The sequence below is a fragment of the Nocardia sp. GTS18 genome (assembly GCF_013839555.1).
Lineage (GTDB): Bacteria > Actinomycetota > Actinomycetes > Mycobacteriales > Mycobacteriaceae > Nocardia > Nocardia rosealba.
The window spans coordinates 1-25,941 of sequence record NZ_JACBIU010000040.1 but is presented as its reverse complement, the minus strand read 5'-3'; the positions used below and the strand labels follow the sequence as shown (position 1 = coordinate 25,941).

At 64.7% G+C, this 25,941-nt stretch carries 20 protein-coding genes and 1 pseudogene; 7 read left to right on the top strand and 14 right to left on the bottom strand.

Features of this window, described 5'->3' with window-relative positions; genetic code table 11:
• Positions 1-24 precede the first annotated feature (24 nt).
• Positions 25-360, bottom strand: coding sequence for a metal-sensitive transcriptional regulator (locus HYG95_RS22190; protein WP_067641208.1), 336 nt, complete (start codon positions 358-360; stop codon positions 25-27).
• Positions 361-490: 130 nt separating this feature from the next.
• Between HYG95_RS22190 and HYG95_RS22185 the strand changes: the two genes are divergently transcribed.
• On the top strand, positions 491-1,303 hold the full coding sequence (locus HYG95_RS22185; protein ID WP_181700696.1) for an S-methyl-5'-thioadenosine phosphorylase: 813 nt from the start codon (positions 491-493) through the stop codon (positions 1,301-1,303).
• Between the two features lie 11 nt (positions 1,304-1,314).
• Here the strand turns inward: HYG95_RS22185 and HYG95_RS22180 are convergent, their stop codons facing one another.
• Entirely contained in the window at positions 1,315-2,304 is a 990-nt protein-coding gene (locus HYG95_RS22180; protein WP_181700694.1) for a GAF domain-containing protein, read from the bottom strand.
• A gap of 107 nt (positions 2,305-2,411) precedes the next feature.
• On the opposite strand from HYG95_RS22180, the gene HYG95_RS22175 reads away from it, so the two are divergent.
• Positions 2,412-2,954: an NADPH-dependent FMN reductase gene (locus HYG95_RS22175; RefSeq protein WP_181700692.1), complete on the top strand. Its 543-nt coding sequence runs from the start codon at positions 2,412-2,414 to the stop codon at positions 2,952-2,954.
• Here the strand turns inward: HYG95_RS22175 and eccE are convergent.
• Positions 2,942-4,591 carry a type VII secretion protein EccE gene (eccE, locus tag HYG95_RS22170; RefSeq protein WP_181700690.1) on the bottom strand — a complete coding sequence of 550 codons (1,650 nt, stop codon included), beginning with the start codon at positions 4,589-4,591 and terminating at the stop codon, positions 2,942-2,944. The two genes, HYG95_RS22175 and eccE, sit on opposite strands and share 13 nt — an antisense overlap.
• Before the next feature lie 113 nt (positions 4,592-4,704).
• Here eccE and eccB point away from each other — a divergent pair, with 113 nt between their 5' ends.
• A complete protein-coding gene (gene eccB / locus HYG95_RS22165) occupies positions 4,705-6,183 on the top strand; it encodes a type VII secretion protein EccB (protein WP_181700688.1) in 1,479 nt (492 codons plus the stop codon).
• On the opposite strand, the gene HYG95_RS22160 is transcribed toward eccB, so the two are convergent.
• Positions 6,180-6,935: a potassium channel family protein gene (locus HYG95_RS22160; protein WP_181700685.1), complete on the bottom strand. Its 756-nt coding sequence runs from the start codon at positions 6,933-6,935 to the stop codon at positions 6,180-6,182. The two genes, eccB and HYG95_RS22160, sit on opposite strands and share 4 nt — an antisense overlap.
• Positions 6,936-7,079: 144 nt before the next feature.
• The gene (gene eccD, locus HYG95_RS22155; RefSeq protein WP_181700682.1) at positions 7,080-8,546 is read right to left on the bottom strand and encodes a type VII secretion integral membrane protein EccD; all 1,467 of its coding nucleotides are present in this window, start codon (positions 8,544-8,546) and stop codon (positions 7,080-7,082) included.
• A gap of 184 nt (positions 8,547-8,730) precedes the next feature.
• Here eccD and eccCa point away from each other — a divergent pair, with 184 nt between their 5' ends.
• The 4 genes from eccCa to HYG95_RS22135 all read left to right on the top strand — a co-directional run bounded on the left by eccCa (position 8,731) and on the right by HYG95_RS22135 (position 15,007).
• Positions 8,731-12,765 (top strand): type VII secretion protein EccCa, encoded by a 4,035-nt coding sequence (gene eccCa / locus HYG95_RS22150; RefSeq protein ID WP_181700680.1) that lies wholly within the window; start codon positions 8,731-8,733, stop codon positions 12,763-12,765.
• Positions 12,762-14,219, top strand: a complete 1,458-nt coding sequence (locus HYG95_RS25225) for a type VII secretion-associated protein (RefSeq protein WP_181700678.1) — start codon at positions 12,762-12,764, stop codon at positions 14,217-14,219. The genes eccCa and HYG95_RS25225 overlap by 4 nt, the downstream gene beginning before the upstream one ends.
• A gap of 123 nt (positions 14,220-14,342) precedes the next feature.
• The gene (locus HYG95_RS22140; RefSeq protein ID WP_181700676.1) at positions 14,343-14,663 is read left to right on the top strand and encodes a WXG100 family type VII secretion target; all 321 of its coding nucleotides are present in this window, start codon (positions 14,343-14,345) and stop codon (positions 14,661-14,663) included.
• A gap of 38 nt (positions 14,664-14,701) precedes the next feature.
• Positions 14,702-15,007, top strand: a complete 306-nt coding sequence (locus HYG95_RS22135; RefSeq protein ID WP_181700674.1) for a WXG100 family type VII secretion target — start codon at positions 14,702-14,704, stop codon at positions 15,005-15,007.
• A 50-nt stretch (positions 15,008-15,057) separates the two neighbouring features.
• Here HYG95_RS22135 and HYG95_RS22130 read toward each other — a convergent pair whose 3' ends face one another.
• From HYG95_RS22130 to HYG95_RS22090, 9 genes and pseudogenes are all read right to left on the bottom strand, one after another.
• Positions 15,058-16,257: a hypothetical protein gene (locus HYG95_RS22130; protein WP_181700673.1), complete on the bottom strand. Its 1,200-nt coding sequence runs from the start codon at positions 16,255-16,257 to the stop codon at positions 15,058-15,060.
• Entirely contained in the window at positions 16,248-17,483 is a 1,236-nt protein-coding gene (locus HYG95_RS22125; RefSeq protein WP_181700671.1) for a hypothetical protein, read from the bottom strand. The genes HYG95_RS22130 and HYG95_RS22125 overlap by 10 nt, the downstream gene beginning before the upstream one ends.
• 17 nt (positions 17,484-17,500) lie before the next feature.
• On the bottom strand, positions 17,501-19,063 hold the full coding sequence (locus HYG95_RS22120) for a serine/threonine-protein kinase (RefSeq protein ID WP_370465884.1): 1,563 nt from the start codon (positions 19,061-19,063) through the stop codon (positions 17,501-17,503).
• A 131-nt stretch (positions 19,064-19,194) separates the two neighbouring features.
• Positions 19,195-20,391, bottom strand: coding sequence for a hypothetical protein (locus HYG95_RS22115; RefSeq protein WP_181700669.1), 1,197 nt, complete (start codon positions 20,389-20,391; stop codon positions 19,195-19,197).
• A 6-nt stretch (positions 20,392-20,397) separates the two neighbouring features.
• Entirely contained in the window at positions 20,398-21,621 is a 1,224-nt protein-coding gene (locus tag HYG95_RS22110) for a hypothetical protein (RefSeq protein ID WP_181700667.1), read from the bottom strand.
• A 10-nt stretch (positions 21,622-21,631) separates the two neighbouring features.
• Entirely contained in the window at positions 21,632-22,771 is a 1,140-nt protein-coding gene (locus HYG95_RS22105; RefSeq protein WP_220139712.1) for a hypothetical protein, read from the bottom strand.
• A 220-nt stretch (positions 22,772-22,991) separates the two neighbouring features.
• A complete protein-coding gene (locus HYG95_RS22100) occupies positions 22,992-24,188 on the bottom strand; it encodes a hypothetical protein (protein ID WP_181700666.1) in 1,197 nt (398 codons plus the stop codon).
• A complete protein-coding gene (locus tag HYG95_RS22095) occupies positions 24,188-25,405 on the bottom strand; it encodes a hypothetical protein (protein WP_220139711.1) in 1,218 nt (405 codons plus the stop codon). Before HYG95_RS22095 ends, HYG95_RS22100 begins: the two co-directional genes overlap by 1 nt.
• 74 nt (positions 25,406-25,479) lie before the next feature.
• A pseudogene (locus HYG95_RS22090) lies at positions 25,480-25,941 on the bottom strand (serine/threonine protein kinase); the annotation flags it as partial.

Genomic DNA, 25,941 nt, shown 5'->3' with positions numbered 1-25,941 from the left:
GTCGGTGCAGGCAGACGCGGTCTTTCAGGATCGGACGAGTCGCGCGATGGCGTCGGTGGCTTCCTTGATCTTCGCCTCGGCTTCGGGTCCGCCCGCGACGGCGGCGTCGACGACGCAGTGGCTGATGTGGTCTTCGAGCAGCCCCATCGCGACGGCCTGCAGGGCCTTGGTCATGGCCGAGACCTGGGTGAGGATGTCGATGCAGTACTTCTCCTCCTCGACCATGCGCTGCAGGCCGCGGGCCTGGCCCTCGATGCGGCGCAGGCGCTTGAGGTAGTCGTCCTTGGCGGTGATGTAGCCGTGGCCGTGGTGGCCGGCGTGCTCGTCGGCGGGCGCGGTGTCGGGGGTGGGTGTGGTCACCGTGGTCTCCTCTTGCGTCGTGCCCGCCGGGGTGCGAGCTGATACCCCCCTAGGGTACAGTTTTGCGCCGGACTTGTCAGATATGGTCCCGGTGCTCCTCGCTACCAGGCCGGACGGGAGAATCAGCGGTATGAGTTCGCATCCCCGGCCCGCCCTCGCCGTCATCGGCGGCAGCGGTTTCTATGACTTCTTCGACAACGACGCGGTGCACGTCGACGTCGACACACCGTACGGCACGCCTAGCGCCCCGGTCGCGATCGGCGAGGTGGAAGGCCGCCACGTCGCCTTCCTCCCGCGCCACGGCAAGCAGCACGAATACGCCCCGCACACCCTGCCCTACCAGGCCAACATGTGGGCGCTGCGCTCGCTCGGCGTGCGCCGGGTGTTCGCGCCGTGCGCGGTCGGCAGCCTGCGCGCCGACTGGGGGCCGGGGACCGTCGCGGTACCGGATCAGCTCGTCGACCGGACCTCGGGCCGTCCGCAGACCTACTTCGACGGCGGCGGTATCCACGTCTCCTTCGCCGACCCCTACTGCGACGACCTGCGCGGCGCGGCGGTGAAGGCGGCCGGTGCAGGCCAGTTGCGCGTCGAACCCTCGGGCACGATGGTCGTGGTGCAGGGCCCGCGCTTCTCGACAAGGGCCGAGAGCCGCTGGTTCGCCGGGCAGGGCTGGGACCTGGTCAATATGACCGGCCACCCCGAGGCCGTCCTGGCTCGGGAACTCGAAATGTGCTACGCCGCAGTCGCTCTGGTCACCGATCTGGACGCGGGCCTGGAGGAGGGGCAGGGCGTGCACGCGGTCGACGTGTTCGCGGAGTTCAAGAAGAACCTCGGCCCGTTCAAGGAGCTCATGCGCAGCGCGGTGGCGGCCGTCGACGGCACCGACACCTGCGAGCGCTGCCAGGTGCACGCCGGGGTGTCACTGCCCTTCGAACTGCCCTGAGAAGAACCGGCTCAGCCTTCGAACTGCCCGGGGGCGAGCCGCACCTGAGCCAGGACGAACAACGGCGTGCCGTCACCCGGCGCGCCGGGCAGGGGTGACACCTCGACGTCGGCCACCAGCCACTCACCCGACTCGGTGGCCAGCCGCAAGCCCGGCAGTGTCGCGTTCCTCGCCCCCGCCAGGATCTGCTCGCGCACCTCGAGGATCCTGACCCGGTCCTCGGGGTGGGGGATGTCGCGGTCGTCGACCAGATGCCAGCGCACACCGGGCAGCGGCTCGGTCACCCACCGCACCGGACGCGCCTGCACGGTGTCGATGACGGCCAGATACAGCCCGGGCTGGGTGTCGCGCAGCAATTCGAGGGTGGTCGCCTCGAGTGACTTCGGTTGTGGCGCAATGCTGTCGGTGACATCGATCGATACGCCACGCCACTGGAACCGGTCTTCGGTCTCGTTGCGGGTGGCGATCAGCATCGACCGAGGCCCGACCCCGGAACGTATCGTGGCGATTCCCGACCAGCGACTGCCCGGCTCCGAACGATTCAGCGCGGCAACGAGATCGAGCGCGGCGTCGAAGCGCTCCACCAGCTGGTACGGCTCGGCGCCACGGTATTCCCTGGGTTCGGCACCGAAATGCGCGCCGAGGCCGCCGGGCCTGCTGCTCACCCGCCGGGTGCGCGCATCGATCCGGAACGGCGAGACACCCAGTTCCTCGGTGGGCGCCTGTCTGCCCACCCACACTTTCACCGCATGCGGCGCCGAGCCCGGCCACACCACGGGGACCGCGCGAAACCGGTGCTCCGACCACGGTTTCCGCGATTTCGGCAGCACCTTGTCGACCGGTTCGCCCGTGTCGTAGGCGGCCACAACCAAGGGCCGCAACTGCGCCGAGATCGCCCGCTCGTAGGACGTCCACTCGCGCGGCGTCGTGCCCGAAGTGAGCATCGACCAGGTATGCGCTTCCCCCAGGGTTTCCACCAACTGCCAGCGGTCGAGAATCATGAGCGTCCCCCTTCGTCACACGTCGCCGGAACATGAACGAACGGTGACCATCGTGCCTGATCCGCCCGCCCGCATCGGCGCCGGGGCAGCATCGATAGGCTCAGGGTATGGATGAACCACTGCGGTTGGAGGTCATCGTCGCCAGCACGCGGCCGGGCCGGTTCGCGCCCGTGGTGGCCGACTGGTTCCTCGGGGCGCTGGCCGACCGGCCGGAATTCGAGCTGGGGGTGCTGGATCTGATCGATCACCCGATGCCGACCGAGCTCACCGAAACCCCGCAGGTCGCGGCATTCCGGGAACGGCTCGGCGCCGCCGATGCCTTCGTGGTCGTCACCTCCGAGTACAACCACGGCTATCCGGCCTCGCTCAAGGCCGCGCTCGACAGCGCCAAACACGAATGGCGGGCCAAGCCGATCGGTTTCGTGTCCTACGGCGGGCTGTCGGGCGGATTGCGCGCGGTCGAGCAGTTGCGGCAGGTCGTCGCCGAACTGCACATGGTCTCGGTGCGCGAATCGGTGAGCTTCGCCCAGGCCAAACGTCACTTCGACCCGACCGACGGCGCGGCGGTCGATGCCCGCGAGCGCATGCTTCGCCAATTGGCCTGGTGGGGAACGGTTCTGCGGGAAGCGCGGCCGACCTATCCCGGCTGAGACGCCATCGCCCGCTGACCGCGCGGCTGACCGATGTAGGTCGACTCGCGCGGAATGGAGACCAGCGTGAGGTTCACCCTCGTCGTGCCCGTACGCAGCACCACCCGGTTACCGACCGCACCCGGCTGGTAGATCTCGAGGTCGGGGCGGGAAGCGGGCCAGCCGTTGGGGTCGGCGGTGAGGTAGATCGTAGTGACACCGGCGTGCGGGGCGGGCGCGAGCACACCGTCGACGATGGTCGCGGTGAATCCTGCGTCGGACTGGTGTGTTTCGACCGCGATCGTCAACCGCTCGGGGTTGCCGACGGTGGTCACCAACTGCTCCCACGCCTGGGCCCGATCGGTGCGGATCAGCACCCGCTCACCCACGGCGAGCGCACGGAATACCAGCTGTTGGGCCAGGTACAGCTCACCGGCGACGTAGACGGTGGAGATACCGGCGCCGATGATGCGCGTCGCCACACCGTTGCCCTCCTCGTCGGAACCGAGGAGCTGCCCGCACCCGGCCGAGGGCAGGTGCAGCGCGCCGATCACATCGATCGGGTACTCGGTGGTCGGCACCGTGTCGTCGACGCCGGGCACCGCGATCGGCAGGTGCGCGAGCAGCGCGTCGCGGTGGCGCCCGTTCATCGAGATCATGCCCTTGGTCTTGGCCTTCTCGGGCAGCTCACGCGCGGTCAGGCGCCAGGCCGCGCCCACGCTCACCGATTCGGCATCGCTACCCGGGCGCAGCCGCACGGCGACGGTCGTGCCGCGCGACGGGGCCACCCACAGCTGGGCGAGCAGGTCCGAACCGAGCTGCGCGGGGTCGACGGCGCTGCCGATATTGACCGCGTTGCCGATCTCGGCGTACTTCCAGCGCTGGGTGAGGGTGCGTGGATCGAGCCCGACGGTGATCTGCTGCACGGCTTTCCGGATTTCGGGAGCGGTGAGGATGCGGGCGTTGCAGTCGGCGTCTTCCAGCGTGCGCATGATGCGCTGGGTGGCGATGGTGACCGCGCGGGAGGCGCCTTCGGTGCCGCCGCCACGTCGTGCCGCGGCCTCGGGACACTGCACCGCGTCGAAGCTGATCGCCAGCCACACCGTGCGATGCGCAGTGGCGGGCAGCGGGCCGAGCAGCGACTCGTAGATGGCGCCCGCGGGTGTGCCGGAGCGGCTGCGGTGGCCGTGGCTGATGATGTCGATGCCGCTGAGCAGGATGTCGTGCTGGGTGAGGCAGGCGGCGAGTTCGGGCAGCGGCAGCAGGTGGGAGGCGTGCACAGCGGTGCGCGCGATCCGGGTGAGTCCGCCCTTGGGCGGCAGGACCTCGACCACGGTGACCACCCGGCTGCCGTCCCAGTACAGTCCGAGCGAACGGCCGTCGGCGCCACGGAAATCCACGGTGTCGCCGAGGGTGTAATCCCGCTTGCTCGCATAACCGCGGATGGTGGAGAGCCAGTCGAGGATCGTGCGCTTGCCGATCGGGATCAGCGGAACGAGCATCACCGCAACCGCCACCCCGAGCGACGGCAACGCGCCGAGGCCGACCACCAGCGCGACAAGCCCCGCGATCAGGCCGAGGACCTGCGCGATGAGCAGATGCGGCAGCGAAATCCGACCGAACAGCGGACGCGGACCCGCACCGGTGAAGTCGGCCATTCGTTCCTCCCCCAAGTACCCGATTACCGATCGACCGATGGCCGAATGCGAACAAGTGCTGCCGGGAACTGTACTGTGTTGCCCGGACAAGAGCACTGTTCGGGGGAGGAACCATGCCTTCAAAACCCACTACGCGCTGGCAGGTCAGCGGTTACCGCTTCCTGGTGCGGCGGATGGAGCACGCCCTTGTACGGCGCGACGTGCGCATGCTGCACGATCCGATGCGCGCCCAAACCCGTGCCTACGTGGTCGGATTGGTTCTCGGCATCGTCGTCCTTGCCGGTTGCGGCGTGCTCGCCCTGCTCAAACCGCAGGACAAGATCGGCGACAACAAGATCCTGATCGGTAAGGAGTCCGGCGGCGTCTACGTGGTGATCGACAATGTCGTCCACCCCGCGCTCAACCTGGCCTCCGCCCGCCTGGCCGCGGGTGAGGCGGCCAAAGCGGTGATCGTCAAGGAGTCCGAACTCGGCAAGAAGCCGCGTGGTCAGCTCGTCGGTATCCCCGGTGCCCCCTCGTCGATCCAGTACGACAAGGACGGCAAGGGCAGGCCCTGGTCGGTGTGCGACCGGCTCAAGGCCGACGGCAGCACCGACCTCACCACCTCTGTCCTCGCCGGCACACCCGAACTCGGCGACAAGGCGTCCAAGGTCGACACCGGTAAGGCGATGCTCGTCAAGGGCAAGGACGCCACCTACCTGATCTATGACGGCAAGCGGGCCCGCGTGAAGATGGACGATCCGCCGGTCACCCAGGCGCTCGGCATCAGCGGCGAAACGCCGCGCCCGATCAGCGAGGGACTGCTCAACGCGATTCCCGAGATGCTGCCGATCATCACCCCGGTCATCGACAACCCGGGCGGCACCCCGCCTTACAAAGTCGGCGGCCACCGCATCGGTGACGTCGTCCAGGTCTTCAACGAGCCCAACCAGAACTATGTCGTGCTGCACGAGGGACTGCAGGCGGTCTCGGCGTTGACCGCCCAGATTATCCGCAACTTCTACCCGACGGACATGCCGGGCACCACGATTCAGGCGACGGACAAGACCTTCGCCCCGCACGTGCAGACCCTGCGGGTGCAGGACTACCCCGCCGAGCGGCCGACCCTGATCACCGCCAAGGACCAGCCGGTCAGCTGCATCTCCTGGAAGCCGATCGCCGGTGCCACCGACAACGACGACAGCACCGCTCGCGCCGAACTTTCCCTGATCACGGGAATCGACATGCCGATCCCGAACAAGGCCAAGCTCGTCGACCTGGCTCAGGCCGACGGTGTCGGCCCGAACGCCGACTCCGTCTACATCCCGCCGGGCGTCGGTGCCTACGTGCAGTCCACCGGCATCGAGCCCGACAGCCGCCGCAAGGACAGCCTGTTCTACATCGCCGACACCGGCGTGCGCTTCGGCATCAAGAACGCCGAAGCGGTGAAGGCGCTCGGCCTCGAGAACGTCACCGCCGAACCGGCGCCCTGGGCGATCATCGGGCTGCTCGCCGGCGGCCCGAGCCTCGGCCGCGAGGACGCGATGGTCGCGCACGACGGTGTGTCGCCCGATCCCTCACCCGCGAAACAGCCTGTCGCGTCGGTGAATTAGCCGCCAGGGGTTTGTCGGTCGGTGGTCAGCTCGGCCACCTCGGCGCGCAGCGAACGCACCTCCTCTACTAGTTCGGCGAGGGTGCGTTCGGTGCGGTCGGCGGCCTCGTCGACGGTTTTGAGCTGTTCGACCACCCAGCTGGTCATGGTGCCGATGGCGAAGGAGATCAGGCCGATGCCGAGCGTCATCAGGACCAGCGACACCAGGCGGCCCTCGGGCGTCACCGGGTAGACGTCGCCGTAGCCGACGGTGGTCACCGAGACCGCCGACCACCACAGCGCGTCGGCGAAGGACTTGATCTTGCTGTCCGGTGCGCCGTACTCGGCGTCGAAGAACGCCAGGCTGCACAGCAGCAGGATGAGCAGCGAGCTCGTCGCGACGAAGGTCATCAGCCGGGTGCGCGGTTTGGTCGCGCGATTGAGGCTGTCGAGCAGCAGTAGTGCCACGCGCAGCAGTCGCAGCGGCCGGAACGGTGGGACCAGGACTACGAGCAGGTCGAGCGGGTGTTTGCGGACGAACCGGCCACGGTCGGTCGACAGGTACAGCCGAACCGCGAAGTCGATCGCGAATGCCGCCCATATCGCGATATCGGCCCAGATGAGCGTGATATCGAGGGTGGGGGAGGCCTGGGTGTCGAGCACCCGCCAGGCGTAGATGAGCAGGAACGCGATCGCGAGCATCATCAACGGCAGGTTGGTGCGCTGCTCCCAGCGTTGCCGCCGGGTGAGCGGGCGCTCGGTCGTTGTTGTCATCGCTACCTGCTTCGCTGGACTACACGTCTGAGCAGGACAGTAGCGCGCCCGGCGCACCGGCGAGGACAGTGCCGGACCCACGAAAAAGGGGCTGCCTGCCCACCGGTCGAATCCCGTTGGGAGGCAGCCCCGTCCGTGCGAAAGCTACAGACCGCGCACCAGCGAGTAGAGATCGGCGACCCAGAACACCAGCGGAAGCACCGCGGCGACGAAGCCGTACTCGATGAGCTCGGCGGCCCGGCGCATCGGCGGGGTGGCGGACTGGTTGGGCACGATCAGGCCGATGACCAGCGCGGCGACCAGGATCACCAGCGCGGCCCCGAACACCACGAGCGGCTGTTCCATCCCGACCGCGACACCGATCAGCATCAGCAGCACGATCGCCGCACCACCCGCGATCAGCACGACGGCCTGCTCGGCGCCCGCGTACGTGCGGCTGCGGAACATCAGCACCACCGCGCACACCAGCGCCAGCGCGATGCCGGGCCAGTAGGGGTCGTCGGCGGAGGGATTGGTCGCCAGCAGCGCGCCGACGACGGTGACCAGCGTGGTCGCGCTGACGAGGCCGGCGAGGTAGTTGCGGGCGCGCTCCGAACGGGCGCGCAGGTTGTCGAGGGTGGGCAGCGCGCGGTGGTCGTCCGGGTCGTCCTCGGTGGGGTCGATCGGGGTGCCGGGGGAGGGGACCGGCGGCAGCGGCAGCTTGGCCAGCAGCATCGAAACACGCGGCGAGAGTGAAAGACCCGCGAGCGCCAGCGCCGCGACGACGGCGCCGATGGCCTTCACCGGCTGATCGGTGAGCAGACCGACCAGCGCGGCGGGAACGACGAACACCGAAATCGCGGCGGCACCGATGAACAGCGCGAGCCCCACCCCGGTGACCCGCCACGCGAGCACCGCCGTCGCACCGAACAGTGCGGCGCCGAGCAACAGATTCGCCCAGCCGTAGTGGTCGGGCACCAGCATCATGCCGCCGGTGAACGCGGTCGGCAGCGCACATCCGCCGAGGACCAGCGCGGCGGAGGTGTCGCCGTACATGCGGCTGAGCACGGTCCCGGCGATCACGCACAGCACCGCGACGAACAGGGCCAGCGACCCGCTCACCCAGAACGGCACACCGTCGGGGGCGGCGAGCAGGCCGAAGCAGCCGACCAGCATGGTGAGCGCGGCGAGCACCGAACCGGTGATGCGCGCGGTCTTGGGGGTCCAGCTGCGGTAGTGCTCGGCGTCGGCGATCGCGACGTTGTACATGATGTCGTCGAACAGCGGCGTCGGCGCGGTGTGCGAGGCGCTCTCGAGCATCAGCAGTTCACCGTCGCGCACACCGTGTTCGCCGAGGCTCAGCGAGTTCGAGAAGGGCGGATGGCCGATGCGGGCCAGGACCCATTCGGCGGGTTCGTAGCGTTCGCCGTCGTTGTCGAAGTCGTTGGAGCGGCTGTGCGCGGCGACCATGTCGACCACACTCGGGATGACGAGCGCGACCGGAACGTCCACCGGAATCGCCATGTCGACCTGTGTGTGCTTGGCCAGAATCGTCACCCGGGCAAGGTCGGGTGCGCGAACGATTCCGCGCGCGGAATCCTCTTCCACATGATCGAGTCGCGCGTGCGTCAAAACTCCCCCAACTCCGTCTCTACCTCGCGTTTCCGCTCGACCGGTCAGCGGCCGACAGTTTGCGGAACCCACCGTTCGGACAGCAGAATGCCTGACGAACCATACGACATGTCGGCCGCGACCTCTACACTGAGCCCGTCGCGAGGACAGACAGCGAGTAGTCAAGCAGGGGGAGTCTTCGACCATGAGCACAGTCCGGTTCCAGCGCCGTGCCCGGCGCGAGATGCCGCGCACGCCCGGTGGCGAAGTCACCCTCCAGCCGCCGCCCGAGATCCCACGCATCACCCCCGGAAATCTGCTGATGAAGCTGATGCCCGTGGTCATGGTGGTCGGCATGGTCGGCATGATGGCGCTGATGTTCACCCAGGGCAGCGGCATGCTGTCCAACCCGATGTCGATGATGTTCCCGCTGATGATGATCATGTCGATGGTCACCATGTTCGGCCAGGGAAACGGCAAGGGCGCCAAGGCCGCCGAGGCCAACGAGGATCGTAAAGACTACTTGCGCTATCTCGATCAGGTCCGCAAGGACGTCGACGAGACCGCCAAGCAGCAGCGCGCCGCCGTCGAGTGGAGTCACCCCGAGCCCGGCCTGATCTGGATGCTCGCCGGCACCAGCCGCATGTGGGAGCGACGCTCCGGCGACAAGGACTTCTGCCACGCCCGCATCGGCCTGGGTGGTCAGCGCCTCGCGACCCGCCTCGTCGCCCCCGAGACCGGTCCCGTCGAAGAGCTCGAGCCGATCGCGGCGGTCTCCCTCCGCCGTTTCGTCCGCGCCCATTCAACCGTCCCCGACCTGCCGACGGCCATCGCGGTGAAGGGCTTCGGCACCATCGCCCTCGACGGCGACCGCGCCCAGGCCCGTGACATGACGCGCGCGATGTTGTTGCAGCTGTGCATGTTCCAGGCTCCCGACCAGGTGCTGGTCGCGGTGGTGTGTGGCCCCGACACCGCCCGTGAATGGGAATGGACCAAGTGGCTGCCGCACACCCAGCATCCCGAGGTGACCGACGGTGTCGGCACCCAGCGCATGTTCTACGGCTCCATCCGCGAAGCGATGTCGGGCCTGCACCCGCTGCTCGGCAACCGGGTGCGTTACTCGCGTAACCAGCCGAACAACCCGAACATGGTGCACGTGGTGATCGTGGTCGACGGCGGTCTGCTCGAAGCCGAGGACGACCAGCTGCGCGAGTCCGGTTTCGAGGGCGTCACCATCATCGACCTGTGCAATTACGCACCGCGCCTTGCCGTTTCGCGCGGCATCAAGATGGTCGTCGAGAACGGCGAATGCCTCGGCCGCGGTGCCACCGGCAACCAGGAACGCTTCGCCACCATCGACCGCGTCAGCGCCGAGCAGGCCCAGCAGGCCGCCCGCCGCCTCGCCCCCTACCGCGCCGCCACCCAGCGCAGCAGCGATGTGGAGACCGACGAGTCCGAGGCCATCACCAGCTGGGCGCAGCTGATGAACCTCGGCGACATCGGCAACTTCAACCCCGCCAGTGCGTGGCGTCCCCGCTACGGCCGCGAACGCCTGCGCGTGCCCTTCGGTCTCGGCGCCGACGGTGCCCCCGTGGAACTCGACATCAAGGAAGCCGCCGAGAACGGCATGGGCCCGCACGGCCTCTGCATCGGCGCCACCGGTTCCGGTAAGTCCGAGTTCCTGCGCACCCTCGTGCTCAGCCTGCTCGCCACCCACTCACCCGACCAGCTCAACCTCGTCCTGGTCGACTTCAAGGGTGGCGCCACCTTCCTCGGCCTCGACGGTGTCCCGCACGTCGCCGCGGTCATCACCAACCTCGAAGACGAGGCCGACCTCGTCGACCGTATGAAGGACGCCCTGGCCGGTGAGATGAACCGCCGCCAGGAAGTCCTGCGTCAGGCGGGCAACTTCGCCAACGTCTCCGAATACGAGAAGGCCCGCGCCGCGGGCGCCGACCTCGACCCACTGCCAGCCCTGTTCGTCGTGCTCGACGAGTTCTCCGAACTCCTCACCCAGCACCCCGATTTCGCCGAACTGTTCGTGATGATCGGCCGCCTCGGCCGCTCGCTGCACGTGCACCTGCTGCTCGCCTCCCAGCGTCTGGAAGAGGGCAAGCTCAAGGGCCTCGAGTCCCACCTGTCCTACCGCATCGGCCTGAAAACCTTCTCCGCCAACGAGTCCCGCCAGGTCCTCGGCGTCCCCGACGCCTACAACCTGCCCAACTCACCCGGTGGCGGCTACCTCAAAGCCGACTCCGGCGAGATCCAGCGCTTCCAGGCCTCCTACGTCTCCGGCCCCTACGTCGGCGGCGGCTCCCAGCGCGAGGTCACCAGCGCGGGCATCGTCGGCGGCGAGATCGACGTCAACGCCCGCCCCTTCAGCGCCACCCACGTCGACTTCCGCACCTCCGACCGCATCCCGCTGCCGGTCGAGGCCGATTACGAGCCGGAGCCGACGGGCGACGAGAACGACCAGGTATCGAACCTGAACATGCTCGTCTCCCGCATCCAGGGTCATGGGCGGCCCGCCCACGAGATCTGGTTGCCGCCGTTGGACGAGGCGCCGACGTTGGATCAGTTGATTCCGCGGTCGATTCTCACGGGGGAGTACTCCGCCGCGGCCACATTGCGCGCGCCGATCGGCATCGTCGACAAGCCTTACGATCAGCGCCGTGACCCGCTGATGCTCGACCTGTCCGGTGCACGCGGCCACGTGGCGATCGTCGGTGGCCCGCAATCGGGTAAGTCGACCGCGTTGCGTTCGCTCGTGATGGCCATGTCGTTGGCGCACACGGCCGAACAGGTGCAGTTCTACTGTCTGGATTTCGGTGGTGGCACCCTGGGCAGCCTCGAAGGCCTGCCGCACGTGGGTTCGGTGGCGAGCCGTCTCGATCCCGACAAGGTCCGCCGCACAGTGGCAGAGATGTCGACGCTGGTCCGGCAGCGAGAGAAGCGCTTTCACCAGCTCGGCATCGAGTCCATGGCCGAGTACCGGCGCCTGCGCGCGTCCGACCCCAACAGCAGCCCCGCAGCCGCCGGTGCCCACGCCGACCCCTACGGTGACGCCTTCCTGGTGATCGACGGCTTCGGCACGATCCGCCAGGACTACGAAGCCCTCGAGCAGCAGATCACCAATCTTGCGCTGCAAGGCCTTTCGTACGGCGTACACGTGGTGATCTCGCTTTCGCGGTGGATGGAAGCCCGCCCCGCTCTCAAAGACCAGATCGGCACCCGCATCGAACTTCGCCTCGGTGACCCGATGGACTCCGAGATCGGCCGTAAGTTCGCGTCGCTCGTTCCGCAGGGCAGGCCAGGCCGCGGTATCACGCCTGACGCCCTGCACATGCTGATGGCGTTGCCGCGTGTCGACGGCAGTTCGGAGCCGACGGATCTGAGCACCGGTGTCGCGCACGCAGTCGATTTGATCGCCCAGCGCACTCCGGGCCGCCCGGCCCCTGGCACCCGCACCCTGCCCGACGAGCTCGATCGTGCATCGCTGCTGCGCGCGATGAACGATTGGCCCGCCGGCCTCGACCCGTCGCGCCCGAACCTGCAGGTTCCGATCGGTGTCAACGAATCCGAACTCGCCCCGGTGATGCTGAATCTCGCAGAGACGCCGCACTTCTTGGTGTTCGGTGACAGTGAGTGCGGTAAGACCGCGTTGCTGCGTGACATCTGCCAGGGCATCGTGGAATCGAATACGCCCGGTCAGGCGAAGATCATCCTCGGCGACTACCGACGCACCCTGCTCGGAACGGTCGAGGGAAATCACCTCGCCGGCTACGCGCCGTCGTCGGAAGTACTTGCTCCGTTCATTCAGCAGGTCGTCGGCATCCTGAAGTCACGGATGCCTGGTCCGAGCATCACCCAGCAGGAGCTACGCGCACGTTCGTGGTGGTCGGGTCCGGAGCTGTACCTGATCATCGACGACTACGATCTGGTGGTCACGTCGTCGGGTAATCCGCTGACACCCCTGGTGGAGTACATCCCGCACGCGAAGGACATCGGCTTCCACCTGATCATCGCCCGTCGCTCGGGTGGCGCGTCGCGCGCCCTCTACGAACCGGTCATCTCCCGTATGCGCGATGTCGGCTGCATCGGCATGGTGATGAGCGGTAGCCGTGACGAAGGTCAGCTGTTCGGCAACATCCGCCCGAGCGCGATGCCCCCCGGCCGAGGAACATTGGTTACCAGGAACGCGATCGACCTGGTGCAGGTGGCATGGTCGCCGGCCCTGTGAGCATCGTCGATGTGGTCGTCAGCGGCGCGCGCATCTGGGCGCGCACCGCCGACCACCACGCAGACGTACTCCCCTCGGTGATGCCCGTGCAGGGAGGGATCGCGGTCGGAGCTCCCATTGGGGCCGAGCAACCGTCGGCAGCCCTGTTGACCTTGGCCGACGCGGCATGGATCGGATTCGGCCCGACACCTTTATCGATGGCCGACGCTGTGAATGCGGTCGTCGATGAGCTGTTCTCCGAGTTGATGCCGATAGCCCCAGGTTCGGCAATCGATGTGGCACACCCCGGTTCATGGTCCACAGCGCAATGTGCAGTCTTCGAGAACTCGCTCGCCAGGTATTCGAGCGCGGTAGTCCTCGAGACACTCGCGACGCGCATCGCTTCGTTGCGGCAGGCCCTGTCCTCATCCGAATTGATCGTCGTGGTGGAGGTGGAGCCGCTCCACCTCACGGTGAGTGCCGTCGCGCGGGCCCACGATCAGGTGCAACTCACTGCGTGTGAGCACGATCCGACCCTTGGCGCAGAAGAATTGAGCGAGGCGACCTTCGAACGCCTGGCCGCGATGATCCGTCATGTCGTGGAGGGGCACCGCCCGTCGACCGTCATCGTGGTCGGTCAACACGACGGTTCGCTCGACCAACAGCTACGCGACTTCGTCTCCGCGTCCTGGACCTCTCAGCCACCGTTGGTGCAATCATCGACGTTCACTGCCTTGCTTCGTCCGCAAGCCCGCCGCGGCGGCGCACCCGGCTCATCAGGCCAACCGAATCGCCAGGATTGGGTCGGAACCTTGCGTGAGCGCGCGGCAGCGTCAGCGCCCAGCCCACGCGCTGGAATGGCGAAAGCCATTGCTGCTGCTGCAGTTGTTCTCGTTCTGGTCTCGTTGGGCGTGGCTGGGATCATGGCGGCCAAGGGCGGGGAGGGAGAGGCTTCAGCGGCCCAAGGCTCGCTGTCGACAACCACTTCCACCCAAGCCCTGCGACCGCCGACCACACAGTCTCTGCCGCCGTCCAGCCGACCGGCAGCACCTTCGCCCAACCACGTGATGGGTCGTGTCTCCTTCGATATCCCCGCGAACTGGCAGCTCACGGCGGCTTCGACCCCGGAACGAGCAGTGCTGACACCGAAGTCCGCGGCGGCGGCCCGAATCACTGTGATATACAACACTGTTGCAGATCTCGCCGGATATGATGAAGTGCTAAGGGACATTACGTCACGAATCGAGCGGGCCCAGCCCGGCCGGTTCACCACACCGGAACGTGACGTGGTGTTCGCTGGGCGCCGGGGGATCGGCTACCAAGAGCTTCCTGGTGACGGGTCCGTCGTCAGGTGGTATGTCCTGCTCGACCATGGTGTCCAAACCAACGTTGGTTGCCAACATGGAACAGAAGGATGGGGGACTGTCGGATCAGCGTGCGAGGACGTGATGAGATCTGTCGCAATCACGCCGTAGATCCAGGAAATTTTCTCCGAAATGACGGAACCGAACACACCGTCGGTGCGTCCAACCAATATGAAGGGCTCAGATCGCCACCAGGGGGGTCTGGTCCACCGCTGACCACGAAGGAGCCAGAAGATGGGTTTCAACGCAACTCCTGACGAGATCCGGGCGTTCTCCGGACGGATGAAGGATAAGCACGACGCGATCCAGGGGATGATCACCCGCGCTGAAGGCCACGCGAGCGACGTGAACAGCCCGGCATTCCAAGGTGCAGCGGGCAAGGCTTTCCAGTCTTCGATGCAGGAGTACCTGACGAACGCCAAGAAGCTGAACGACGCTCTGTATGACGCGTCCGACAAGGTCTCGACCATCGCTGGGAAGATCGACGACACCGAGGTCGACAACGCTCAGCAGATCATTCAGGCCCAGCAGTTGAACATGAACACTGCTCCGTAATCCAGCTCGATCCATACTTATTTTAGAAGGGGAAAACAATGGCTGACATCGGTTCGATCCGGTATGACTTCGCGGCAATCAACGACGCTGGCACGGGTCTGCAGTCTCAGGCTCAGGCAATCACCAGCGCGCTGCAGGATTACGAGAACGAGTTTCAGCGCTTCATCGAGGAGAACTGGTCCGAGGGTGAAGGCTCGGCCGCCTTCACCATCATGCAGACCAAGTGGTCGCAGGACTCGATCAACCTGAACACGAGCCTGCAGAAGATCGGTGCGACGACACTGTCGGGTGCCGACAGCATGAAGGCGACTGACCAGGCGCTGGCGAACATGCTTTTGGGCTGATCCAAAACTGCCTGGGGCGCGGGTGCGGGATTCCTGCATCCGCGTCCCTTCTATTTGAGAAGCGTTAACAGCTTGTATTGTGCGGCTGTCCGTTGATGGGTGTCCTGCATGTTGGCCCCGCCTATTCGGGCAGCAAATCTGCCCACGGTAATGAAGCACTGTGGAGGGATATTGGCGTACGACGGATCTGCAGGGTCTACTTCGTAGCATTTTGCCGATGGGAGGCCTGGAGGGTGGGTGCCTGAGGGCCTCAAGCCGATGAGGTCAAGGCTTCCGTTCCTAAGTGCTGTTGAGAGGCGCTCTGCAGCCGCCGCATCGCGTGCGCGCCACACTCGTGACAGGCCACCCGACGTGTAGTAGTCCACGCCGGCGTCGGTGAATGCGTTGGACATCAGCTTCGTATATTTTGACAATGATAGAGCGACGCGAGCCGGATATACCGCACTTTTGATACGCCCATCTTCAGACGGTAGTGTGTGGGCCAAAAGGTTGTCGATATCCAACTGTAGCTTTGGTATTTCAGCGAGCGGCGTCGGCTCGTAATCTTTCAGCATCGCCAGTTGTTTATCGAAAAACTTCTTAGCAATAGACGCAGACTCGGCTGCTTCGTAGGGTCTGCTGACCGGGTCGCCGACCTTGATGTACAGCAGCATTTCATGGTGGCTTGTCCAAGACTCCATCGTGCCGCCGTAGAAGACTCCGGGAGTAACTTTGGTAATCGTGTTCGGCTGGTCTGCTATCGGATAGTTCTCGCCTGCGGCTCGTTCTGAAATTCGATGAACGGCATTGGCGGCAGCTGATGCCGTCTCAAACCTAAGTGTATAAGTTTTTATTTGACGCCCGAAGTCCGGTTCGAACCTGCGTTGTCCGAACGTTTGCCACCCGGCTACCAAGCCAGGGATTTCGGCATTGAAGTTTTCGGCATCGACGCCTGTGTTATCGAATCCGTCTGGTGGTTCGCTCCTTGTGACGTGCTGCCTATAGCCAAAATAGTTTCCGAACTCGAAGCGATGATCGTATTCGAACGGCAGCGGGGTGTGGGAACCTATGTTGATCGCTTCTCGAAGGGAGCCGGATTCGGAATTTTGGAAGGCCTCCGCAGCAGCTGGCATTGTTTGATAGTTTCCCACATCGAGTTTATCCAGCTCGATGTCGGAGGTGTTTGTATTTGGATTGCTACAAGCTGCCGCCGCAGAGATCGTGATGGCGGCTACGGTGAGCGCAATTGTGTTCCGCATATTCACCCGCATTTCTTGAGTATTGCGTATTGGGCGGCGGTGCGCTCTTGTAGGGAATAGTCGGCGCGCGCTGACGTATTCCCCATCTTCTCCGCCACCACTGCGACGTAACGGTCGTATACCACCGCGCAAATTGCGTCGTAGCCTCGGCTGGGATCCTTTACATCCAATCGTATGCACTGTGCGTCGGCGATTCCTGGTGGCGGATCGAGGGCGACATCATCCTTCGTCGGCTGGGCGAGGAATGTCTGCAGCTCGAATGCGGCAGCTAGATCGCGCGTCCGGTAGACGGTGGTCGCCCGGCGGGCAATCATATCTACTCCGGTATCGGCGTACTTCTTTCGGGCACCCTCGGGATCGCGTTCGTAATGGAGCATGCCAGAGGGTTGGAGTAGGCCGAAGTACTTCTCGTACTCGAGCCAGCTTCCGATTTCACGGGGCATTGCACGCCGCATCAGATTGCCAGGGTCGAGGGGGTGATCGAGTACGTCGTCCATTGGGATCGGTTGCTGGCTATCGAGCGATGCAGCCTGAATCTGCAGAGCCTGTTTCGCTACCGATTCCAGCTGGGGACTATCTGCGAACGAAATGCGGGCAGAAATCATCACTACATACGTTCCGTGTGCCTGCCAAACGTCGATGGCCTTGTCATCAAGCACCGATGCATGTGTTGCAGCGCCGCTGTCCAGCGCGTGCTCGATTCGTGGGCCCGATTCCAGTGTCGCCCTGTGTAGTTCATGTGCCGAACGGGCCGCTTCTGTATCCGAATCAAACCGGAATATTCCGACCTCAAATTCTTTCGGGGTCCGCAGGCTCTTGTTCGATTTCCTGGCTGTCAATCCCGTGATGAAGTGTTTGCTGTCCTTGAGTATCCTCTTGTGGTTCTCGCCTAACCCGAGGGTAATCGGAATGTCCAACACATCGATGAAGATGCTGGTCTTTCCTGTTACGACAAGCTCATGGTCAATATCCATGGGGTGAATGGCATAGTTTAAGAGCCTGCGCCCCTCCATGAGTCTGAGCCATTCATGGCCCGGTGTTGTGCTGTTATCCCCGGCTTTGTATTCTGTCGGTTCAGTTAGATATGGCCCGGTTCGAATCTGATCGAGGTCAACTGGAGTTGAACCTGGCTTCGGATTACCTTCAACGGCTATTCCACATCCGCCGCACAATGTGATGACGGCGGTGATCAAGGCGATCCGAAGAATGCGCGCAGTTTTCTGGTTCGCGGCATGCATCTAGTAACAACTACTTTCTACTGCACAGCCTTGGCGATAATGGGCACCATCTTCTCGATGAGAATCTGTTCCGACTGAGAACTCCACACCTGGAAGGCCTGTACAGTGGCTGGGTCGTCGATGATGACTGTCTTACCGCTACCGCTGGTGAGTGAGTACGGTAGACCGCGGAATCCGCCGTTGCCGGCTTGGCTGTCCGTACGGAGAATGAGGACTACATCGGTCGTGTTCTTGACGTTGTAGTCGCCAACAGAGAGCGCTCGCGGTGACTTTTCGTCGCCGACCGCCTTGAATTCCGGATTGTAGTCGAAATCCAAATCTCGCAGGAACTTCCACTGGTCGCTGGGGTTCAAGACTACGGACAGGCTGGAGTTGCCGAAGTTGTATGCCGTGATGGTTTTGCCGCTGAACTGGGGGTTCTGGGCTCTGGCTTCGCTCATCGGGTCACCAGCAGATGCTGCACCATCTGGTCTCGTCAGAACAAACACACCTGTGCCGACCAGTGCTGCGACGAGGAGCGCAATCAACCCGGGTAGCAAGAACTTTCGCGCTCGTTTCGGCGAGCGCAACGGCTGAGGGTTGCGTGCGGTGACGATGTCGCTTTCCGGGACACTGCCGTGGTAGCCGGTGTTCGTAGCGATAGGGCGGCTGGGATCGGTGGCCCACCGTTGCTGGCCGACCGGTTCGGTGGCGATGGTCCTGGGCCCGGTGGTGTGAGCAGTAGGCATGCTCGGCGTCGTGAGGAAGCCTTGCGAGGCAGGGGCCTGCATAGGGGCGCCGAAGAGGGCGGTGTGGGCGTCCTGGACGAATTCGCGGCAAGTGTTGTAGCGCTGGGCGGGGTCCTTGGCCATCACCTTGGCGATGACGTGGTCGATCGCGGGCGGGAGGTCGGGGCGGACGGCGGTCGGACGGGGCGGTGGTTCGTGCAGATGGCCCATCATGACCATGGCCGACACCGTTGCCGGGTAAGGGTTTTGGCCGGTGAGGAGTTTGTAGAGGGAGCAGCCGAGGCTGTAGATGTCGGCGCGGTGGTCGAGTTTGGAACCCATCAGCTGCTCGGGGGGAGCGTAGGCGATGGTGGCCATGATGTTGCCGGTGGACGTGAGTTCCTGGCCGTCGTCCGACGACTTCGCGACGCCGAAATCGGTGAGCAGCACGCGCTCCTCGTCACCGTCCTCGGCGGCGGCGATGAGGAAGTTGGCCGGTTTGATGTCGCGGTGCAGCAGACCGCGGCGGTGGGCGTAGTCCAAGCCTTTGCCGACTTCGCCGATGATGCGCAGCGCGCGATGCGCGGGCATCCGCGCCGGGCCCTTCGCGACCTCGGCCGAGGCGTCGGTTCCGTCGATGTACTGCATGGCGATCCAGAGCTGACCGTCCTCGTCACCGCGGTTGTACACCGCGACGATATTGGGATGGTCCAGGCCGGCTGCCAGGTTCGCCTCACGTTCGAACCGGGCGCGGAACTCGGAGTCGGTAGACAAGTCGCCGCTGAGCACCTTGAGGGCGTCGCGGCGTGGCAGGCTGGGGTTCTGGGCGAGGTAGACGGTGCCCATGCCACCGGCACCGAGCACCTTGATCACTCGGTAGCCACCTACAATTGCGCCGGGCCGCAAGGCCATTCGCATCTCCTCATCCTTCGCGCGCCCCGCAGTGCACGTGCCAACCAGGGCAATCTAACAGGTGTCGCGTTACCGCACCGTCCACGCATTCATCAGCTGAAACCGTGCAGGAGCTTGTACTGGGCGGCCAGCTGTTGCTGGGCATCCTGCAGATTCATGCTCTCGGATTTGATGACATACCGACCGATGGTCGTGATGCACATCGGCGGTGCGTCGGAGGCGTATTTCACCTCGGGTTTGGCGTTGTAGCACTCCGCGCCTGGCATATCGGCCGGCCCGTCCACCTTCATGTGGTCCTCGGTCGTCGAATCGGTTGCTTCGGCGACCATGTACCTGATGGCGGCATCGGCGTCACGCGCACGGAACACCGATCCGCCGGCGAAGCCGGCGTAATCGATACCCGCATCGGTGATGGCGGCTATCAGCTTGTCGCGGCGCGAGCCAGCCAGATGCAGGACTGCCTGTACCGGGAATGCCGCGCCCTCGCTTTCTTTCGTTTTCGCCGGAAGAGTGTGGGCGAGGAGGCCGTCGACATCGAGCGGTAGTTTCCCGAAATCGGCTACCGGCGTGGGTGTGTACGACTCGAGCAGTTCGAGTTGCTTGTCGAAGAAGCGTTTCACGATGTCGGCATCGGCCGCCGCGTCGAACGGAACGCTGATGGGGTCGGACAGACTCGCGTGGATGAGCAGGTCACCCCGGAGTAGCCAAGCGCGCAGGTACTGGGTCGTGTACGCACCCTTGTTGATATCGACACGGGTCTGGACTTCCGGATGATCGGGAATCACGGGTCCCGGCGCGCCCTTGGTTCGCTTGGCGATTTCATCGGCGGCGAAGCGGGCCTGATCGGTGGTTTCATAACGCACGACCATGGTGTCGATCTCGCGACCGGCGCTGAACTCTTCGCGTCGTTGCCCGGCGGTCTCCCATCCCGCGACCACACCGGGAATGGCGGCCAAAGTGTCTTTGCCGTTCTCGAAATCGGTACCGGGATACCAAGGCGGAGCTTCGACCGTAATGGCGTGGCCGGGGCGCGCGGCATAGACGAATCGCTGATCGTAGTCGTAGGGCGTCGGCGAGGCGGCGGCGATCCGGATGGATTCACGCAGTGCGCCGGACTGTGCGGTGCGGGTGGTCTCGACATCCAGGGGTGCGGTCGGGTAATTGCCGGAATCCAGCTTCGCCACATCCACCTGGGGTGCGGCCGGTGCGGTCGGTTCCGGATCGTCACCACAGCCGCTGAGGACGAGAGCGAGGGCGACAAAAGTACTGTAGGCGCGGATCTTTCGCATAGTCGTCTACTCGCTCTTCTCGAAGATCAGATACTGCGCGGCGGTCCGCTCCTGCAACACCGGATCGGCCTGCAGTGCGGTGCGAGACGCAGTCGCCATCGCCATCACCACCGCGACGTAACGGCCGTGTACCAGCACACAGAAGCCGTTGTAGCCACGGTTGGGGTCGGTATCCGAGAGCCGCACGCACTGGGCGTCGGCAATGCCGGGCGGCGGATCCAGCACGGCGTCCTCTTTGCCACGTCGGGCCAGCGCGGTCTGTAGCAGGAACGCGGACTCGACGTCGCGCGTGCGGTAAACGGTGCTGTAGCGGCGGCCGACCAAATCGACACCCGCCGCTTCGAATGCCTTGCGGGTCTCGAGAGTATGGCGTTCGTAGTGCAAGATGCCCGAGGGCTGGAAGGTGCCGAAATCTTCCTGATGGAAACTCATGCCGAACGGGTCACCGGCCGGCGATTTGCCCATGGTCCGGCGCATGATGCCGTCTTGATCCAACGGTAGGTCGAGCAGGTCGTCGGCAGGAACCGGCTTGTAGGAGTCCAGCGCTTTGATCTGGGCGTCCAGCACCTTCTGGATCTTCTGCGGCAAGGCGGTGCGGTCCGGTTGGGGCTGCTGGATCGAGGTGACAACCACGAACGGTCCGTGCGCCTGGAACGCATTGACGCTTGCCGTCCCGATGGTGCCGTTGGCCTGGGGGTAGCCCGGAATTTCGATCGGCTGGCGGGGTGGCTCCCCTCGCGTACTCACTTCGAACATCCCGGTGGAGACGTTCTTGGCATTCTCGGCTGTACCGAAATGCAGCACGCCCACATACATCGACTCGGTGGCGCGAGCACTGCCGTTGGTCCGAACTGTCGACACCCCGGACACCAGGTCGTTCTGGTCGACGATCGCGTTGAAAGTGCTCGGCAGTCCGCCGGTCTTCGACATCTCGGACGAATCGGCGAAGATCCGGGTGTGGTCCAGTTCGGTGAGGCTCGGCATGAAATCGATCGGGTGGACGAGAAGATTCAGCAGCTGCCGACCCTCGATCAACCTGATGCGTTGTGCCGTATGCGAGCTGAAATTGAGTTCGAAGGGAGTGGGCTCGACGACCTGGGCGCCGGTCTTCAACGCGGCTATGTCGACGGGGGTGACGCCTGGCTTGGCCTGACCGGAAATCGTTGAAGCACAACCTGATCCAAGAGTCAGTACGGTGAGCAGCCCGATAAGCCGCAGAGAATTCTTCATCGCGGATTCCTTATCGAGCGGCCAGCAGAATGTACTGCGCGGTCGTCTGCTGGTGCAGGTCCTGCAGGTTCTTGTTGCGAACCTGCACGGCGTAGCGGTCCACCTGCAGGTAGCAGATGTGGTCGACGGGTTTCACCTGGCCCTCGGAGTCTTTGTAGGTATTGGCGAAACACTTGACGGGCACGGGGAGCTTTTCGGGCGTTTCGACCTCTTGCTTGTCGTCCGCCGGGGCAATCGCCTCCTGGTACATGCCATTCGCGCCTGCCGCTGTGGTCGAACGGAAGATGACGGCCTCGCCGAAGGTGATGAGGTCGATCTGATGCTCGGCAAAATCGGCCAGCACATCCGGTGACGGTTCGGCGAACAAGCTCAATGCGCCGCGGCCGGTGGAATACCCGTCGGGCTGCGCGCGTACGGGTGCGCCGGGATCCGAGGGCAGGGTGCGGCCGAGCAGTCCGGTGGGGTCGAGCGGGACGTGCTCTAGTTTGTCCGAGGGCGTCGGCACGAACTTGTCGAGCAGGGGGATCTGCACCTCGAGTGTCTTCTCCACCTGGCTCGTGAGCCACGGCAGGTCCGGTGCCCGCGTCTCGTCGTCGATCTTCATGAAGATGACGTAGCGGTCGTGCACGGTCCACGAACCGATCGAGGACACCGACGGGCGCCAATGCGCGAAAGTCTTGGGGTACTTGGTGATCGGCACCTTCACGTTCTCGGCGTTGAAGGTGAAGTCGTCGTGCTCGAGCGTCGGTCCCACGGACTCCGCGGTTTTCGCGTCGGGGAACATCAGCACCGAGAGATGCAGCTTGCGCGACTTGTTCTCGGCGTCGAGTGCGGTGGCCCACGAGTTCAGCCAGCCGGCGACGAGGTCTTCGGCGACCTCGTCGAAGGTGTCGTTGACGATGAGCCCGCCGAGACCCTTGCGGTTCAGCACGATTTGAGTGCTGGGAACGAACGAATCGAATCGCGCGTCACGGACGTAGGCGGGATCGACCTCGAACGGGACTGCCACGTAGTCCGCTAGACGCTGAGCCTCCCACGCGCGTGCCTGGGTCAGACTCTTGGCGTTGCCGACCACCCGAGGTTCGGTCTGGTAGTTGCCGAAGTCGAGACCCGAGGTGTCAGGCGCCTCGCGTGTCGCTGAGCCGGACACCTGCCCGCCGCACCCGGCGACGGTGGCAGTGATGACGCCGGCGACTGCCGCCTGAACTGCGAAACGGGTTATCGATGCGCCACGGCAGAACCTCACGCCTCCCCCTCCAACTAACTCTTCGATCCGATCGTGAGCTCGTCGGCCCACCTCGTCCCCGGTGATCTGGTTCGCGGGCATAGTAGCGCACCGACGGTTATGACTTCCTTGTCAGACGCTGGGCTCACTGGTATCCGGCAAGAAGCTTGTACTGAGCGGCGAGGCGCTGATGAGCGTCCTGTGGATTCGCTCCGACCGACCCGATAACGTATCGGCCCACTGTGGTCAGACAAGTCGGCGGCAGAGCAATGGCCATCGCTTTACCAGGTTTGGCTTTGTAACACCGCGCGCCGGGCATTTCGGCAGGTGCGTCCATCGGTTCGTACCTGGCGTCGATGTCGGCGGCCTCTGCCGCCAGGTACCGGACCGCTGCGGCCGCGTCACGTGTGCGATACACCGTGCCGCCTGCGGCAGCGGCGTAGTCGACGCCGGCGTCATCGAAGGCAGGCATCATTCTGTCGGGTCGATTTGCCAGGTGCAGCAGGGCCTGCCTGGGATATACGCGGCCGACTGCGAGTCCATTCTCGGCGGGCAGGGTACGGGTGAGTAAACCGTCCACGTCCAAGGGGGCCTTGTCGATCTCGGCCACGGGGGTGGGGGAGTAGGACTCGAGGATGGCCAATTGCTTGTCGAAGAAGCGTTTGACGATGTCGGCGTTGGCTGCCGCGTCGAAGGGCACACTGACCGGGTCGCTCAGCGCGGCGTGGATGAGCAGATCGCCGCGAACCAGCCACGCGCGCATGTATTGAGTACTGAACGAGTCCTTCGTGATCGCGACCCGTACCTGCGCATCCGGGTAGCCGGGCACTTCTCCTGGGACACCGTTTGTGCGCTTGGCCAACTCCTCGTAGGCGAACCGCGCGTGGTCGTCGTCGGTGTACCGGACCACCATCGTGTCGATTTCACGGCCGGTATAGATGTGGGCACGGCGGGAGGCGGCGGTCTGCCAGCCCGCTACCACACCGGGGATGGCGTCGAGTGTTTCCTCGGCGCCCTTGAAGTCGGTCCCCGGGTACCACGGTGGTTTGCCTGTGGTGATTTCGCGGCTCACCCGCAGCCGGTTGTAGACGAATCGGTGGTCGTAGTCGTATGGCATCGGCGACGCGGCACCGATCATGATGGATTCTCGAACGGCCCCTGAAAGTGGCTGTCTCGTCGCCTCGACATCGACCGGCGTCGTCGGATAGTTCCCGGAGTTCAGCTTGCTGATATCCACTTCGGGTGCGGTCGGAGCAGGGGGCTCCGATGAGCCTCCACAGGCGCTCGAGAGGATAATCAGGGCTGAAAAGGCGCTGTACGCGCGGAGCTTTCGCATATTCATCACTCGCTCTTCGCCAGAATCGCGTACTGCGCGGCTGTGCGTTCCTGCAATGTCGGATCTGACGGCTGCGTGCTGTTCAACTGGGATGCCTGAGACATCACCACGGCGACATACCGTTCGTACACCAGGACGCAGAAACCGTTGTAGTTGCGATTCTTGTCGGGTTCGGCCAATCGCACGCATTGAGCATCGGCGATGCCAGGCGGCGGCTCGAGAACGGTGTCGTGCTTGCCGCGCCGAGCGAGCGCGGTTTGCAGCAAGAAGGCGGATTCGACATCCCTGGTTCGGTAGACCGTGCTGTAGCGGCGTCCGATGAGATCGACCCCCGCGTCTTCCAGCGCTTTGCGGGTTTCGTGGGGGTTGCGCTCGTAATGCAGGATCCCGGACGGGAGGAATATGCCGAAATCCTCGTTGTGGAAGCCCATCTGAAAAGGGTCTCCCACCGGGGACTTGCTCATCGTGCGCCGAACCATGCCATCCTGGTCGAGTGGCAGATCGAGCAGGTCGTCCGCAGCGACGGCCTGGAACTTGTCCAGCGCCTCGATCTGCTTGTCGAGCACGTTCTTGATCATGTCGGCCGATGAGTTGCGGTCTGCTACCGGCTGTATCGCGGTGACGATCACGAATCGGCCGTGCGGCTGGAAAGCGTTGACGCTGCTGTCCGAAGTGGAGCCGTGCGCGCCCGGGTAGCTCGGAATCGCCACCGGCTGCCGGGAGTCCTCCTGCGTGAGTCCAACGGCGTACATCGCGGCGGCGGCCGCGACGGCGTTCTGCTCTGTGCCGAATTCCAGGATCCCGACGAACAGGGATTCGAAGTCACGGCTGCTGCCGTTCGTTCGTGTTGTGCAGACGCCGGTGACCAGATCATTGGTGGTGACAGCATCTTTGAACTTCTCTGGAAGTCCACCGGTCTTGGTCATCTCTTCGGCGTCGGCGAAGATCTTGGTGTAGCTCAACTCGGTCAGGGTCGGCACGAAGTCGGTCGGGTGGACCAGGACGTTGAGGAGCCGCCGCCCTTCGATCAGCCTGACCCGCTGTGCGGCGTGCGAGCTGAAGTTCAGTTCGAAGTCGGTCGGTTCGGTGACCATCGCGCCCGTTTGCAGGGCCGCGAGGTCGACCGGTGTCGTCCTCGGCGTGGCTTGGCCGGCTACTGTTGCCGCGCAACCGGATCCGAGCACCAGGACCGCCGTCAACGCAGCGAATCGCCCGAGCCGCATGTTCCCCCTCCAACCGATCACCGCGTATCGCGGCGTACAACCGATCGACAGGCTACCGCGTCTGCGGCCGACGGCTACTTCACCCGGTTTTTCAAGATCGGGACGAGGCGGGAGAGGAGGGTTTGGTCGGAGGTGGTGGTCCAGGTGCGGATGGCGGTGACGGTGAGGGGGTCGTCGATGGGGATGACGGTGGCTCGGGAGCCGGTGAGTTGGTAGGGGAGGCCGAGGAGGCCGCCGCCGCCTGCTTTTTCGTCGCTGCGGACCGCGAGGATGTAGCTGTCGTCGGGGGTGTCGAAGCGGGCGGTGGTGCTGGTGACGGGGCGGGGGGAGGGTTCTTCGCCGGTTTTCGTGTAGTTGAAGTTGTAGACGAAGCCGAGGTCTTCGAAGAATTTCGTGGGGAGGGTGCCGCCTAGGTAGGTGGCGAGTTTGCCGTCGGCGGCCACGTCGACCATGAGGACGGTTTTGCCTGTGAAGGCGGGGTTGTCCTTGCGGGCTTGTTCCAGCGGGGTCAGGGCGGCGGTGGTGCTGGGCGCGGG